At 59.5% G+C, this 15,631-nt stretch carries 10 protein-coding genes; 6 read left to right on the top strand and 4 right to left on the bottom strand.

Annotated features, from left to right (window positions below; translation table 11 throughout):
• The first annotated feature begins 191 nt into the window (after nucleotides 1-191).
• Both CA51_RS26315 and CA51_RS25210 read left to right on the top strand, forming a co-directional pair.
• Nucleotides 192-929: a hypothetical protein gene (locus tag CA51_RS26315; RefSeq protein WP_231745893.1), complete on the top strand. Its 738-nt coding sequence runs from the start codon at nucleotides 192-194 to the stop codon at nucleotides 927-929.
• Between the two features lie 137 nt (nucleotides 930-1,066).
• Nucleotides 1,067-2,371, top strand: coding sequence for a sulfatase-like hydrolase/transferase (locus tag CA51_RS25210; RefSeq protein ID WP_145123865.1), 1,305 nt, complete (start codon nucleotides 1,067-1,069; stop codon nucleotides 2,369-2,371).
• Between the two features lie 87 nt (nucleotides 2,372-2,458).
• Here CA51_RS25210 and CA51_RS25205 read toward each other — a convergent pair whose 3' ends face one another.
• The 3 genes from CA51_RS25205 to CA51_RS25195 form a co-directional block, all read right to left on the bottom strand.
• Entirely contained in the window at nucleotides 2,459-6,949 is a 4,491-nt protein-coding gene (locus CA51_RS25205) for a PVC-type heme-binding CxxCH protein (RefSeq protein ID WP_197451467.1), read from the bottom strand.
• 170 nt (nucleotides 6,950-7,119) lie between these two features.
• Nucleotides 7,120-8,592, bottom strand: coding sequence for a serine/threonine-protein kinase (locus CA51_RS25200; protein WP_145123863.1), 1,473 nt, complete (start codon nucleotides 8,590-8,592; stop codon nucleotides 7,120-7,122).
• A 61-nt stretch (nucleotides 8,593-8,653) separates the two neighbouring features.
• Nucleotides 8,654-9,580, bottom strand: coding sequence for a hypothetical protein (locus CA51_RS25195; protein ID WP_145123862.1), 927 nt, complete (start codon nucleotides 9,578-9,580; stop codon nucleotides 8,654-8,656).
• 930 nt (nucleotides 9,581-10,510) lie between these two features.
• On the opposite strand from CA51_RS25195, the gene CA51_RS25190 reads away from it, so the two are divergent.
• Nucleotides 10,511-11,251, top strand: coding sequence for a class I SAM-dependent methyltransferase (locus CA51_RS25190; protein ID WP_145123861.1), 741 nt, complete (start codon nucleotides 10,511-10,513; stop codon nucleotides 11,249-11,251).
• A gap of 207 nt (nucleotides 11,252-11,458) precedes the next feature.
• On the opposite strand, the gene CA51_RS25185 is transcribed toward CA51_RS25190, so the two are convergent.
• A complete protein-coding gene (locus CA51_RS25185; protein WP_145123860.1) occupies nucleotides 11,459-12,286 on the bottom strand; it encodes a M48 family metallopeptidase in 828 nt (275 codons plus the stop codon).
• Nucleotides 12,287-12,529: 243 nt separating this feature from the next.
• On the opposite strand from CA51_RS25185, the gene CA51_RS26440 reads away from it, so the two are divergent.
• The 3 genes from CA51_RS26440 to CA51_RS25175 all read left to right on the top strand — a co-directional run bounded on the left by CA51_RS26440 (nucleotide 12,530) and on the right by CA51_RS25175 (nucleotide 15,542).
• On the top strand, nucleotides 12,530-12,664 hold the full coding sequence (locus CA51_RS26440) for a hypothetical protein (RefSeq protein ID WP_261343043.1): 135 nt from the start codon (nucleotides 12,530-12,532) through the stop codon (nucleotides 12,662-12,664).
• A 22-nt stretch (nucleotides 12,665-12,686) separates the two neighbouring features.
• Nucleotides 12,687-14,270, top strand: coding sequence for a J domain-containing protein (locus CA51_RS25180; RefSeq protein ID WP_145123859.1), 1,584 nt, complete (start codon nucleotides 12,687-12,689; stop codon nucleotides 14,268-14,270).
• A 117-nt stretch (nucleotides 14,271-14,387) separates the two neighbouring features.
• Complete coding sequence (locus CA51_RS25175; RefSeq protein ID WP_145123858.1) at nucleotides 14,388-15,542, top strand: M20 family metallopeptidase; 1,155 nt, start codon at nucleotides 14,388-14,390, stop codon at nucleotides 15,540-15,542.
• The last annotated feature ends 89 nt before the right edge of the window (nucleotides 15,543-15,631 follow it).

The raw sequence follows: 15,631 nt of genomic DNA, 5'->3' as shown, positions 1-15,631 counted from the left end.
CGATCTCGCGCGGCGGCACGCAAAATGCATAACTTTCTAAATGCAACTGCGGAAGGCAACGGGACAATGGCCCTCTACTTTTCCGCGGGTGCGTATTTGCGGAGCGACCGCGCTGAACGCAGCCGGTGATGTTGTCAGTCGACAACGCTCCGTGTTTCGAACCGATCGAGTCGGAAAGAGGAGCAATTGCCATGTGTCCACAACATCAAGAGCCGCCGCTGAATCACACCGCGTGTCCCAAGTGCCATCGGGAGGTGGACGATCGAGCGGTCGGATGCCCTCATTGCGGAGAACGAATCTACGTCGAGGTCCCCGGCGGAATCACTCCAACGCGTCACCCGCCGATGGAGTTTCCCGAAAACGCAGCGACCATGACGCCGAAGCAATCCCCGCCAACTGACGCAGAACCGGAGGCCAGCCAGCAGAACGACGCCGAATACTGCGTGATCGCGGAGTTCGACAACCGAGACGACTTTGCTACCGCGCTTCGGGTTTTGGAGAAAGCGGGCTACACGCGTGACGAGGTATCGACGATCACGCGAGTGACCGATCCAAGCTTCGCCCAATTGTCCGGATCCGGGAAAGAGACAGGAGTTCAACCGCCGGGCAGCAAGACGACGGGCGTTGGTGCGTTGATCGGCGGAGCCTTGGGAGGCCTGTTGGGCACCGCGACGATGGTTGGCCCGATGCTGCTCGCCGGGCCGATCGTGGGGATGGCTGCGGGAGCGGTTGGTGGCAGTGTGTGGAGCGCGATGGAGAACCATGGCGTGCAAGAGGAGGATGCGTCGGGATATGCTGCCCGGGTGCGTGATGGAGCGTTGCTGATCGTCGTGACCGGACCGGAGGTGCGAGTCCGCGAAGCGAGCAACTCGCTTCAAACCGTTGGGCCGCGATCGTTGGAGCGTTACGACAACCCCGCCGCGCAGTAGGGCGTCCGGCGGGCGAAGCTCGACATTGGGCGTGCTGCTAATATACTGGCACTCCAATCTTTTCTCGCGGTCGCTGCACGATCGATGGTGCTGCGAGATGTCGCTCGCCCGCTGTCCCTTTATAGATGCCCAAGCCGATGCCAAATCCGCTCCGCACGCTTCCGCTGTTGCTGCTTTTGTTGTCGACGTCGCTCACCGCCGACGACCGTCCCAACGTCCTTTTGATTCTGGCCGACGACATCGGTTACGAGGCGTTGGGCTGTTACGGCGGCCTCGATTTCCAGACGCCACGACTGGACGCGATGGCGGCCGAGGGGCTTCGATTCTCCCGCGCCTACGCAAGTCCCGTCTGCACGCCGACGCGAGTCAGCTTGCACACCAGTCTCTACACCACGCGACACCAACACACGATCGTATTGCCGGTCCACCGCGGGACCAAAAAGACTGTCGATTTCCAAGCGATGCCAACCTTCGCTCAATCGATCCGGTCGACAGGATACGCCACCAGCGTGACGGGCAAATGGCAACTGGCGACACTCGAATATTGGCCCGATCACATCCGCGACGCCGGTTTCGATTCATGGTGCGTCTGGCAGATCTGGTTGCAGGGCAAGAAGACGCTGCGGCATTGGAACCCGACGCTTAATCAAGACGGCCAAGTTCGCGACGACATCGCCGACCGCTTTGGCCCCGACGTGCTTGTCGATTACGTGATCGACCAGATGCGGGACGCTCAAGCGAAAGAGCAACCGTTTCTGATCGTCCACAATGAAATGCTGCCGCACGATCCGATCATCGCCACGCCGGAGGATCGCCGACTGGGCCGCCCCGCGAAATTGGATCACATGATCAACTACATGGACCATCTGGTCGGCCGCCTTTTGGACGCTGTCGATTCGATGGGACTGCGAGACAACACCTACGTGCTGTTCATGGGAGACAACGGCACGCACGAGGAAGACTTTCGCAATCCGCGAGCCAACGAACCTGGGCAGCGACGTCACACGCGGCACACCCGCGCCGGGAACGTCGACGGCGGCAAGTTCAAACTCGGCGATGCCGGCACTCACGTTCCGCTGATCGTCTGGGGACCACCTAGCGTTCCGGCGGGGCAGGTCTGCGACGACCTGGTCGACGTCGTCGATCTGTTTCCGACGTTCTGCGAACTGACAGGAACATCGATCCCCGAGGGACTGTCGATCGACGGGCACAGCATCGCCGCTCAAATCCACGGCCAACCTGGACCAACGCGTCCCTGGACGCATCAAGGGATCGGCAAAGAGGAAAATCTATTCGACGGATCGTGGCGGCTGTTCCGCCAATCGGATGCCTTAAAAGACGCCCGATCGCTTCCCGCCGAACCCGATGCGGACAACCAAGATCCGCAGGCGCAAGCCGCCCGCGACCGACTGGAAACCGTCTTCCAAGGCCTCACGCCCTAAAGCGCTGGAGTAAAGGCTTTAGCCGATCGCGTTGGAGTAAAGGCTTTAGCCGATCGCACGCAATAAAACCGCGTTCCAATCGACCGCCTAACGCAGCGACTGCAGATACCCGATCAGATCGGCCATCTCTTGGTCGGTCAACGATTCGTGCAGCCCTTGCGGCATGATCGAGACGCTGCCCGGTTTCATCTGTTCGATCTCGTCGCGATCGATCTCGATCGGATCGCCCGTCGCTCCTTGAAGCGTCACCGTGTCGATCGATCCGGTTTGCTTCAGCAGTCCGTTGAGCAGCTGGCCCGAACTGGTCAGCACGCTGTACGGTTCAAACTCGCGAGCAAAACTGGCCGACGGAAACAGGATCGCTTCCAACAGATCGTGCGCTCCGCGGATCCGGCCGATCCGCGATAGATCGGGACCGATCGGGTTCCCCTCGACCGCACCGCCGGCAAGCGAAGCATCGCCAACGCGGTGACAGCTGGCGCACTGAGCCTTCTTGCCAAAGAAGACCTCGCGTCCGCGAACCGGATCGCCGCTGGAGAGCTTTGATTTCCAGCGAGCCAGTTTTTCCGAAGTCGTCTGGGCGTGCTGGCGGATGCGTTCCAACAACGGATCGGCAGCAGCTCGAACCTCGGGAGCATGCCCGCCGATCGCCACGGTGACCTGTGCCTCGGACAACAGCCCGCCGTGAGTCGACGATTGCAACGCTTCGATCAGCGCCAACGCCACCTCGGGGTTCCGATCGCGGCTGTAGGCGACCAACAGATCGGCCAACGATGTGGGACTGAGCCCCCGCAGATGTCGACTGAGCTGGATCAGTTGCGGCGAGGTCAGGTAGGCGCGGCTGAGGATCGCAACGGCACTGCTGGCGTCGGTTCCGGCAGCTTCATCGGCTAGCGTCTCGATCAACAATTCAAACGATTCGGCGTCCAACGACTTGTTGTTTACCGAAGCGGCGGCGACGGCGGCCAACCGAACCGAGGTCGATGTTTTGGAATCGTGAGCGATCGCGGCGAGCGATTCGGCGATCTGCGGGCTGCGCAAATTACCCGCTGCGGCGATCAGCAGCATCCGCTGCGAATCCTCCGCGTCGGCCAACTGCTTGACGACCACCGATGCCAACGATGCGGAATGAGGCGATTCGGCGCGGGCGATCGCGGTGAGCAATTCGCGGCGCTGCGAGTCGTTCAACGACGGCGAGCTGAACTGCTCCGCAGCCCAGGCGGCGATCGAGGGATCCGAGAGAAAGGCGGCTAGCAGTTCGGTGACATCGCGGCCGTCGCCGAACCACTGCTGCAACGTCGCCAGCGCCGCGTCGCGGAACTCGGCATGCTGGCGAATAATCTGCAGCGCCGCGGCGCGAACGGCATCGTCGGGATCATCCAACAGACGCGTCATCTCTTCGGCCGTCAGGGAACCGGAGTCGAGCTGGTCGATCGCGATCAGTGCTCCCAATCGCGTCGCAGCCGATTCGGCAACCAAACCCTCGCGCGTCGGATCGATCGCATCGATCTCGATCAATGCGTAGATGATCGCATGCTGCTCGGAACGATCGACGCTGTGCGACAGCGATGCCAACAGCGGACCGACAGCGGCCGGATCGGCGGTTCGCCCCAACGCCTTCGCCGCCACGCGGCGGATCTGGGGCGAATCGTCTTGCAACAATTCAATCAGGCCAGGCGTTGCCTCGGGGTCGGGGTTACTCGCCAAGATCTGGCAAGCCGCTTTTCGCATCGGTGCAAACCGATTGGTCAACGCCTGGCGAACAACCGCTTGAGCGGCGGGAGTGCCGATCCGCGCCAGCGCCCACAACGCACCAAGGCGTCCGTCGGGATAAGGCTGCCGATCGATCGTCGACTTCAGCGACGCAACGGCTTGGTCGCCGCGAGCCGCACATTCGGCGATCGCTCGCTCGCGAACCTTAAACCGCGTGTCTCGCAATCGTCGCACCAAGTCGGAGATCGGTGGATCCTGCCAATCGAGTTCATGTCCCCACGGATCGGGAAGGTTTGTAACGCCATCGCGAGTGATCCGATAGATGCCGCCGAACTGCTCCGGTTTCGCAATTTGTGATGTCGGGCAACCGATGCGAAACCAGCCGCCGGTGTCGACGACCAACAAGCTGCCATCGGCATCCTCCAGGATGTCGGTCGGATGGAAATCGGGCGAGGAGGACTTTAGGAATGGAGACATCTCCGAACGGAAGCTCGATCCCTCTTCGTTCCACGTGCAGCGGACCACCTCGCCGGTGTTGAAGATCGTCACAAAGATGTCGTCGCGGAACGAACGGTCGATCACGCCGCTGCGATACCTGGCCAGCCCCGAGACGGCGACGTGACCAAAACTGAATACCGGTTCCAGCAGATCACCGGTCCGCTTGAATTCACCCAGCACCCGCTGCGAGTGAGGATAGGTGCCGCCGTGCAGCCAGTGGACCAAGCAGTCTTCGCGAGGCGAGGTCTTGAGAATATTGACGGTTCCGAAAACGTCGCCCGTTTCGGTGAAGTCGACTTCGACAGGATTGTCCATCCCGCCGCCGCTATGGGCTCGAACATCCGAACCGTCGGGACGGCAGGAGAAGATATAAGATCCCGAACCCTTGCTGGTCACGTTCCCGGCGTCGTCTTTGAATTCGTGTCCGTGCCGGCCATCGCACCAATAGATCCGGCCGTCGGGCGAGACGAAGCAACCGTGAATGCTCGCCGCGTTTCCGTTGTATCCAAACCCGCTGACCAATTTCTCGCGGACGTCGGCGACGCCATCGTCGTCGGTATCCTGCAGTCGCCAGATATTTGGCGGGGCGGCGACGTACAGCGATCCGGCGTGCCAAGCGGCTCCCATCGGCAGCGTCATCTTGTCGGCAAACAGGCTGCGTCGATCGAACCGGCCGTCGCGATCGGTATCCTCCAACATCACGATCGAATTGGGCAGCTGTTCTTCCAAGTCGTCGCTGCGCAGGTTCAGCCCCGCGCTTTCGGCGACGAACAATCGCCCGCGATCATCGAACGAAGCCATCATCGGATGCTGGATCATCGGCGGACCGGCGACCAGTTCGACGCTGTAGCCCTCGGGAACCGTGAGCTCTGCCGGAGCGTAGCCCTCGGGCAGGGCTGGCGGTTCGACGGCGGGCAACGGCTGCTTCTTTTCCGGTACCGGCTCGAACAACACCGTCTGCGCATCCCCTCCATTCCAGAGGTCGTACTTCGGATCGGCGTGCTCGTTGAAGAATCGCTCCAGCCGCGCCGACAGATCGCCCGCGACTTGCGATTGGTCTGCGATCCGGTTGTATTGCTCTTCGGGATCCGCTTTCAGATCGAACAGTTCATCGGGGCCGTTGGGAAAGCGTCGGATCAATTTCCAGTCGTTGGTGCGAATCGAACGGAGCGTCTCGAATTCGAAGAAGACCGCATCGTCGACCGAACGCTGCAACGGCTGGCCGCGCAGTTCGCCGCTGGTATCGCGACCAGGCAGATTGGCCGATTCCGGGATCGAATCGCCGAGTCCCAGATAGTTCAGCAGCGTGGGGGCAAAGTCGTAGTTGCAGGTCAGCAGATCGCTGGTCTTCCCCGCATCGATCGCACCGGGGTGACGCCAGATCAGCGGCACCTGCATCATCGGATCGGTCACCATCGTGGGACGCGTGTGATCGCCCATGCCAAACAGCCCACCGTGGCCGCCGGCCCAGCCTTGGTCTCCGGTAAAGATGACGATGGTGTTTTCATCGATTCCCAGTTCGGCAAGCGTCTGCATGATCTCGCCAACGCCATCGTCGATGCCGCTGATTTCGGTCGCCACGCGGGAGATCGAGACCGGATTGTTTTGGAAGTCTTTGTTGTTGTATTGCCATGGATGCGGTTTGCCATCGGGGAACGAATCCAAGTTCTTCCCGCGATACGCTTCGGCATGTCGGTTCTTTCCTTCGCGCAACAACAGATTGCTCAGAGCGTAGGGGCCGTTGTAGGCGAGGTACAAGAAAAACGGTTTTTCGACCGCTGCCTGTTGGCGAATGAACTTCACCGCGTGGTCGGTCCAGAGATCGGTGGTGTATTGCGGTTCGCTGCGTTGCTTGCCGTTTTCGATCACCTGGTCGCCATAAAACGTGCCGCTGCCGCCAACAGGTTTGGTGATCCAATAATCGTCCAGCCCACTCTGCGGACTCATGTTGCCGCCCAGATGCCACTTGCCGACCAAGCCGCACGCGTAGCCGGATTCCTTCAAGACGGCAGGGACCGACATAAACGGGGCGATCGTATTGCGAGCGTCAGGTCCGGTCTGCCAGCGTCCGCCGTGCAGGTAGCTGTGCACGCCATGTTGGCTGGGAATCAAGCCGGTCAGCAGCGTTGCCCGGTTGGGCGAACAGACCGGATTGACGGCAAAGGCGTTGTCGAAGCGAACGCCTTCGGCAGCCAGTTTGTCCAGATGCGGCGTCTTGATCTCTTGGTTACCATAACAACCGAGAGTCCATGCGCCGTGGTTGTCGGTCAGGATGAAAACGACATTGGGACGCGACGGGGCAGCAGCAAGCGAACCGATAGAAAAAAGCACAAGCCCCAGCGCAAGCAGGCAGCGTCGATCGAACATGGGCAAACTCTCGAAGGTTAGGCGGGCGTCCGTCGCAGGGGGCGACGGGTGGGAATCGGATGGGGACGGTTGCTGGGGGATCGAACCGTTGCCCGAACATTCTACCGGATCGGCGAACGGTCGGGCTACCAACCAGCATGACACAGACGAGGGCGATTGCAAGAAACCGGTCAAGCAGCGTGGCGGCGAGATCGCAAATAGGCCGGGATGGCGAGCACGTAGCACCCCAGCACGATGCTGCCAGCGGAGATCAGCAGAGAAAAGGTTGCGACTTTCGATACCGATGAGGGGTACATATAGTCGAACAATGCTTGCTGCGAAAATGCGGAAGCTGCAAACACGCAGAGGCTCAAAACGCTTGTGATCGCAGAGGGCCAAAAGGCCCAGCGGCTTCCTTTGGCAAGTCGATAGCCGAGCCAGACCTGGGGAAGATGCAGGACGACGGAGACCCAAAAGGCATCGATCAGACTGCGAACTAAAATATCCCGCGGGATCGCCCCCATGTTCCCCAGCAGCAACAACTGGCCTACCAACCAAGGGACAAGCATCAAGTGGAACCAAAACGAGCTGGCACCGGCGATCCGAATTCGCTGCGGCTGTTGGCACCATTTGGCAAACCGATCGCGCCACGTCGGCACGCGGGCGTCGATCGGTTGACCCTGCAGAAAGCGTCTCAAATCGTCGCGTAAATCGCCAGCCGACGCGTACCGATCCTCGGCATCTTTGCGAAGGCATTTGTTGCAGATGATCGAAAGATCGATCGGAACCCGAGCATCCAGTTGATGCGGGTACTCGCGAACCTCGTTGGTGATGCTGTGCAACAGTTGCCCAAAATGCTCACCTCTGACAGGCGGCTTGCCGATCAACAGTTCAAACAGCACAGCTCCTAGACCATAGATGTCGGCGGGTTCACCAGGCGTCTGGTCGCCGCGAGCGAAACATTCCGGAGCCATATAAAGCGGAGTGCCGATCGCGACGCTGTTGCGAGTGATCGCCCAATCGCTCGATTGCATCGACGCCAGCCCAAAATCGGTCAACCGTGGCTGGAACGGCAATGCGTGGCCCGGCAGTGGTCCATCGTCCGACGTCGGCGTTGCCAGCGGAAACAACAACACGTTGCCCGGTTTGACATCGCGATGCAAAACGCCATGACGATGTGCATAGCTCAACGCATCGGCCAGTTGGGCGATCAATTCGGCAGCCTGCACAAACGACAGCCGGTTCGCGCGATCGAGCATCCAGGTGTGCAGGTCGGGACCTTCGCAAAGCTGCGAAACAATGAACGACGTCTCGCTGTCGGTCCCCGCTTCGTAGACTCTCACGATCCCTTCGTGTTCCAACGTCGCGACGATCTTCGCTTCCCGATACAGTCGATCGGTGGAGGTCGTCAAAAAGTCGGCTCTGGGAACCTTGATAGCGACGTGCCGTCCCAGATTGGGATCCAACGCCTTGTAGACGATCCCAAATCCACCGCGGCCAACCTCCTGCTGGATCACAAAACGATCGACATGCATGCCGGGCAACAACAACGTGCGGTCGACACATGGATCGTGAGCGGTGACGTACCCGTGTTCGGTCGTATGATGATCGCGAGCCGCAGCCGAATTGGATGTATCGACACTCGGATTTCGTTCGTCAGCCAAACATTTACTCCAACATCAACCTCGTACTCAAGCGACTGCGTCTCGTTCTGCCCCGGCAAACCTATTCATCGGTCGGCTCTTCACTCAACGCTTCTTCATCGGCTCGCATCAACTCGACAGCTTCGTTCAACTCCGCCGCAAACTCGCGCAGCTCGTTCGTCTTCTCACGCGTCATATGCAGATACTCGATGATCGGCGTCTCGTTTGCTGTCAAATTACCTTCTTTATCGACCGCGTAAACGACCCCCGAGATCAGCACGTGGTCGCTGGTTTCACATTCGGGACAGGTCGCTAGATCGATGCGGGCGTGTCGGTCTTCGGCGGGATTGATCTTCAAATGACGCAAGGCTTCGAATCGACCGTCGCGAACCTCCGCCCAAGCCGGATCGTCGACATCGACCGGCAGTTCTGCAATCCCCACATCCAACGTCGTCCAGCGTTCGCAGGCTTCACAAAATGGCCGGAAGCCATACGTGCCAAGTGCCAGCGTCCAACTGGTGACAAATAGCGTCGCCGCTTCGATCCCCCACAGCGCCACCAAGGGCCAACCCTTGATCGTGTCGGCTCCCCCACGCATGCTCCACAATCCGTTTTCGAACAGCCAGGTCACCCAGGCTGCTAGCGAGAGCGGCAACAGATCGGCCAAGCCGACGTTGTCGATCGCCCCCTCAAATCCCAACTCACCTACCACCAACCAAAAACGCTGCACTCCCCATGATACGTAGTAGGCAAGTCCCATCGTGCTGACGGTTGCCAAGATCACAAAACCGCGATTGCGGACCTTCCCCGCTAGACAAACCTTACCGACGATAAACCCAGCCGCCGCAGCAAACAGCAGACTGATCAGCCACTTCAGTTTGATGAAGGGGAGAAAAACCATCGCGGCACTGTAGGCCGCCCCCCCAAAAATCGCCAACGGTGTCAGCAGCAAGCTGCACAAGATCAATCCAGTGATCGGAACGCGTCCGCTGTGACGGTACAGACCCATGCGATGCACCTGGAGCAAAAGTAAAAAGCGAGCAGGAAAGCCCGTATTCTAACGCATCGCCCAAGCGACTGCACGTCCATTGGACCTGCAGTTCCCCCACAACACCGACGGTCTGCGGTTCTCCACACCCGAATATCAACAACTTGCTTCACCCGTCCGCCGCAGCCGACGTTTCGCTCTTACCGGCGATTTCTGCGACTTGCATTTGCTCCCCGGCGAACAGCCGGCAGGCTCGGAAAACAAGCGCCAGCAAGTTTTACGCGTAGGAGCGACTTGTCAGAATCAAGCGCTGCGGATTTCCGAACCTCGCACCTGAGCCCCAACCCGCGTTTGCAGAGCGCAGCGCCCCGGCGCGACAGAAGCTGAAGGAACTGGATGTCGCACACGATCTTGAGAAACAAGAAGCAGATTGTCTCGCCAGAATGACTTGCCGTCGCCAACCGACGTACAACGGAACTGATGCTCACAAGACTCAGTTCAAAAAGCCCGAAAATATCGTTGGGTGCTTTGCATACAAATGCGTGAGCAGGAGCGAGACTTTTCGCGCAGATAATTTTCATTGCTTAGCAGCGACAACCCCATAAAGGGATTCTATACGCCATTCAAGGACCACGGCAGTCATTCCCTCCCCAAGACAAAGAACCCGTCAATCTGGCCTACCGTCGACTCCACAACAACTGCTAAGAGTCAACCAGAATCGTGTCGGCGAAACGTCTCAGCACGCCGGACAACCCTGTCCTCCGTTCGCGACACGCTTCAAGTTGGGATACTTAAACTTGGTCGTTTTTTGACGCGGGCGTAGACACCCGCGCGGAGGAATGTATTACGTTGCGCCATACCTGCCCAATTCTCAAACGAGATACCGACGTCGACAAAACGGACTTTTGCCAGGACTCGTGGGAAATCGTCCGTTGTCAGGAAACAGGCTTTGTGTTTCTGGCAAATCCGCCCGAATACTCCCAGCTTGAATCAGAATTTGCTTGGGAAAAAACGCACTTTGCGGAACGGCAACGCCGCGAAACGGCTGAGCCTGTGATGACACGTGTTTCGTCATTCGCCAAAAACGTGAAATCATTTATCGCACCGAAACGCAACAAAATCGCGTCCGTTGCCTTCGACGTCATGCAAACTCAGGACCATTCGAAGCCCCTGAAAGTCCTGGATATCGGCTGCGGATGGGGCGATCTTATGTTGGAAGTCCACTGTCGTTTTGCGCAACTTGGCCGCGACGTCCTGCCTATTGGCATTGAAGTATCGAAGGAGCTCGCTCTGCTATCGGAAGAGAAGATTGCGCCGATAGGTGGAAAGGTGATTTGTGCAAACGCTATCGATGGAATCTCAGATCTGGAACCCGATAGCATCGACCTAGCACTGATGTCTTCATTTCTTGAGCACGAATGCCAACCGCTGCAACTTCTTCAGCGACTTCACATCGTTCTCGCGCCGAACGGAGCCGTGGTCCTCAAAGTCCCAAATTTCGATTGTTGGAATCGCCTGATTCGGGGACGGAAGTGGTGTGGGTTTCGATACCCAGATCACGTCAACTATTTCACACCGAAAACGCTCCAGAGGCTGGCGCATGAGTCGCAGTTTGCCGTTGCGCGACAGAACGTTTTGGATAAGTTTCCTTTAAGCGATAACATGTATGCCGTACTTGCAAAATCTGCCTAGCGATTTCTCTCGCTGCAGCTCACGCTGCGGACGGCAGCCGCTTCTCTTCCCCGCCGGCCAGCACGGCCGGCGGCCTTGGATCGAAGATCGGCCGCATTGAATCGACGCTGCTGTTCTTGGCTTCAGCACACACCGAGGCAGAAGCTGAAAGAGCTGGGCAACGCAACTGACGCTGCGTTTTCGAGCGAGCACATGAAGCAATAACGATCAGGAGATCGCTTCGCCCAACCCAACCTTCTCGGCAGCCTGTTCATATAGTTCCCGCGCACCGGGCAACAACGCTTCGAGATCTTGGGACCGGCGTTCATCCGACGGGTGGGTCGACAGGAACTCTGGCTGCTTCTCCCCCGTACCGGCTGCGCCAAAGCGAGTCCAGAATTTGGGAGCCTCCGCAGGATCGTAACCGGCATTGGCCATCAGCGTGATCCCGATCTCATCGGCTTCCGATTCGTGTTTGCGGCTGAAGGGCAACAGCACGCCATATTCGGTCGCCATCCCGTAGGCTTTGAAGATCATCTCCTTCTTCGTCTCTTCCTGATTCTGCAGGATGTAGCTGGCTGCCGTCTGGACGCCTTGCACCGCCGCGTTTTGGCTCATCCGTTCCCCGCCGTGGCGAGCCAACGCGTGAGCGATCTCGTGCCCCATCACGACAGCCAACCCCGCTTCGTTCTGGCAGACCGGCAGAATCCCCTCGTAAACGGCGACCTTGCCACCGGGCAGGCAGAACGCGTTTTGCTCTTCGCTCTGCAGCGTTTTGAATTCCCACTCGAAATCGCTGCGGCCGGCGACCGCCGCGATCCGCTCGCCAACGCGTTGGACCATCGCTGTGTATTGCGGGTTTTCGCTCAGCGGAGTCTCTTTCGTCACCTCCCCGTAAGCTTCCGATCCCAGCGACATCTCCTTCCCTTCGGGATAGATCAGCAACTGTTTGCGGCCGGTGTATGGGGCGCTGCGGCATCCACATGAGGCGACTCCTGCTGCGGCTCCTGTGACCAGCAGACCGCCGAGGCACTGGCGACGATTGATTTCTTTCATGACGGACGTCTCGCGCGATATTCTTTGAATCGATCAGGCCGGCACGCGATCGGTCGACAGAGATTGCGCACCGATCGCCCGCGGGCTATACCCAGCCAACCTATTCGCCGAAACCGCCGGGCGATGTCAACCCGGAAAACGCCTGAGCGGGTTTAGTGGGGATATAACGAGCGGCCAATCGGGCTGGAAGCTGCAGTTTTTCGAATGTCGCTTCGCGAAAAACAGCTCTTCAGGCTATTATTGATGGTTCAGATGCTGGCTGTTCGCCGACCATGTTGTGGATTCCGTCAGCAGCTCGAACGCAGCGACAGCCGCCGCGCGATGGAACTCGATCCGATCTGGCGCGTCGGAACGATGCGACTGCGAGACACATTTTAAAGACAACAAAAGAAGGCCTCCCATGTCCGAAATGCACCAATTACTGGGGCTGGACCCGCGAATCGAGCGACCCAACGCCTACCAGATCTTTGGGCTGGAGGTGCTGGAATCGGACGACGCAACGATTCGAGCTGCGATCCGAACGCGGATTGCTAGCTTAAAAGCTGCCAAGGAGAGTGCCGATCCAACCGCATGGGCTCAGGCGGCCAAGAGCGTCAACAAGGCTCAGCAGATCCTTGGCGATCCGGAGCAGAAGGGCAAATACGACAGCCGCTTGCGGAGCACTTTCGATTCGATGGCTGTCGGCGAAACGCAGCCTGCCGTCGCGACCGTCGGCGCGGCAACCGGTGCGGCGGCGGGGGCAACCGACCCGCTAGCAGGCTGGCTGCCGGAGGGAGACCCGTTTGCCAGCTTCGATATGGCGGCGGCGTTCGAAGCGCTCTCCTCAGATCCCGAACAGATCGATCAGGAAATCGAAGAGACGCTGGAGATGGCCGACGACGATCTGGAGCCGATCGAAGAGGAGAATCCGTTTGGGCAGACGGCGGCGACGGCTGTCATCAGCGATGCGATCGTCGACACTCCCAAAACACGAGTCCGTCGCAAGCGAGGATTGCCGATCGCCGGGATCTTCATGACGCTATTTGTGCTCGGCCTGTTCGGCGCGATGGGCTACTGCGTCAAGCTGTTGATGGACCGCGAAAAGGACCATGCCGCGCAGATCGCTCAGACACGTCCCGCCGCGCCCGCTGCTGCTCCGGCGGCCGCCCCCCAGCGACCACGCGACAACGTGATGGGTGATCTGTTGCCCGAGGGCTCTCCCACGCAGTCGACGGTCGAGGATTCGGGAATCCAGATGGGCGTGCTGCTGACCAACGATGGTCCCGTACCCGACGGAGGAATGGAGGGCATGATGGCCAACCAAAACAACATGGATAACATGTCGCCGTCGATGGATATGAATCAGCCGATGAATTCAGGCCCATCGATGGAGATGACGACTGTCGAAGAGATCCCGATGGCGGAAGATCCCAAGCCGGCCACACCTTCCGAACCGGAAGCCCCTTCGGCGGCGATGGTTCAAGCTGCGACGGCGGCGACCAAACAGGCCCGCGATGCAATCGCTGCCGGCGACTGGGATCAAATGATGCCGCTGGCTGAAAAGGCGTACGACCTGGCTCAGACCGCCGACCAAAAGCAATCCGCAGCGGCTCGCCGACGATTGGTCCACTACGCCGGAGAGTATCAAGCTGCGATCGATCGCACGCTGGCTCAACCGCTCGATACGCTGGAGATCCGCGAGGGTTTGAAAGTTGCCGTGGTCGAAGTCACCCCGACCGAACTGACGCTGCGGCTTCCCGGGCGGAACAAGACCTACCCGCGAGCGACGCTTCCCGCAGTCGTCGCCAGCGCCTTGGCGCCACTCTCGCTCCCCAAAGACGAAGCGCTGCTGACGGCTTTCCGAGCGGCGTGGTTGTGCGTTCAGAAGGATTCGAGGCCAGCCGATCGCGAGGCGGCGTTTAAAGATTGGCAACGCGTTGCCGGGCAATCGGCCGACGCCGACGTGACAGGATTGGAAGCGGAAGTCAAAGCGATCTTCCCCTAACGCGAGTCCGCCCGTCGACAACGCCCTCACCGATCGATATCCTCACGCGCGGGCGAACCTTTTGACCTCCCAAGGTTCTCTTGTTCCATTCCGTCGCCACCCCCAAAGGTTTGTTTGATGTCGCCCGTCGTCGACTTAACGTCCGATCTGATTCGCTTTCCATCGGTCAGCCACCGCTGCAACGAAGATGTCGCTGCGTTTATCCAGCAGCGATTGGATCGGTTGGACTTCACCACCGAACGCGTCTCTTACATCGACCCCGCGGGCGTCACGAAGGTCAGTCTGGTCGCACGCCGTGGCGAGGGAGTTGGCGGGCTGGCCTACTTCGCGCACAACGATGTCGTCCCAGTCGACGACTGGCAGGGCCCCGGCAGCAACGATCCATTTGATCCGATCATCGAGGGGGGGCGGCTGTACGGCCGCGGCAGTTGCGACATGAAAGGCTCGCTGGCCGCGATGTTGATCGCCGCCGAAAGCGTCACAGCAACACAACAGCAAGCGCCGCTGTGGATCGTCGTCACCGCCGACGAGGAGACAGGTTTTGGCGGCGCGCGGAACGTCGCTGACCAGTCGCAGCTGTATCGCCAGATGGTCGAACAACAACCGGTCGCCGTGATCGGCGAACCGACTTCGCTGGACATCGTCCACGCCCACAAAGGGATCGACGGCTTTCGACTGACCAGCCGCGGCAAGGCGGGGCACAGCAGCTCGCGCGACGGCGTCAACGCCACGCTGCCGATGATCTCGATGCTGCAACTGTTGAAGTCGATCTACGAACAAACGCAAAGCGATCCCACTCTGCAAGACAGCCGCTTCGATCCGCCCGACCTCTCCTGGAACATCGGCATCACCGGCGGCGGGACCGCGATCAACGTGACTCCTGCGAAGTGCCAGGCATGGGGCAGTCTGCGAACGATGCCCGGCATCGACGGCAGCGAATTGGTCGCTCAAGTGCAAGCCAAAGCCGACGAACTGGGGATCGCCTTCCAACGGATCAACGGTTGCGGTCCGATGTGGATCGATCCCGATGCTCCGTTTGTTCGCGAGATGGTTGAACTAACCGGATCGGAAAAATCGAAAACCGTTTGCTACGGAACCGATGCGGGAATTTTCAACGCGTTCAAGCAGATGGTCGTCTGTGGCCCCGGCGATATCGCCCAAGCCCACACCGTCGACGAATGGATCGATCTGCAGCAACTGGATCGTGGCGTGGAAGTCTATCGACAAGTCATTCAACGTTGGTGCTGTGCGACGAGCTCGCGGCAAGCGTAATTTTTTGAAGTTCCCCAAGGCCGCCCGACGCGCTGCCGATGATCTTGCGTTACGGATCCCATCTCCCTCTAACGCGGTAAAATGAAAGA

This window comes from Rosistilla oblonga (assembly GCF_007751715.1).
Lineage (GTDB): Bacteria > Planctomycetota > Planctomycetia > Pirellulales > Pirellulaceae > Rosistilla > Rosistilla oblonga.
This window is presented reverse-complemented; position numbering and strand designations above follow the sequence as displayed.

Bases quoted from the DNA above. Each gene is read 5' to 3' on its own strand.
- CA51_RS25175 (WP_145123858.1), top strand. From the start codon at position 14,388: ATGTCGCCCGTCGTCGACTTAACGTCCGATCTGATTCGCTTTCCATCG.
- CA51_RS25185 (WP_145123860.1), bottom strand. From the start codon at position 12,286: ATGAAAGAAATCAATCGTCGCCAGTGCCTCGGCGGTCTGCTGGTCACA.
- CA51_RS26440 (WP_261343043.1), top strand. From the start codon at position 12,530: ATGGTTCAGATGCTGGCTGTTCGCCGACCATGTTGTGGATTCCGTCAG.
- CA51_RS25210 (WP_145123865.1), top strand. From the start codon at position 1,067: ATGCCAAATCCGCTCCGCACGCTTCCGCTGTTGCTGCTTTTGTTGTCG.
- CA51_RS25195 (WP_145123862.1), bottom strand. From the start codon at position 9,580: ATGGGTCTGTACCGTCACAGCGGACGCGTTCCGATCACTGGATTGATC.
- CA51_RS26315 (WP_231745893.1), top strand. From the start codon at position 192: ATGTGTCCACAACATCAAGAGCCGCCGCTGAATCACACCGCGTGTCCC.
- CA51_RS25180 (WP_145123859.1), top strand. From the start codon at position 12,687: ATGTCCGAAATGCACCAATTACTGGGGCTGGACCCGCGAATCGAGCGA.
- CA51_RS25205 (WP_197451467.1), bottom strand. From the start codon at position 6,949: ATGTTCGATCGACGCTGCCTGCTTGCGCTGGGGCTTGTGCTTTTTTCT.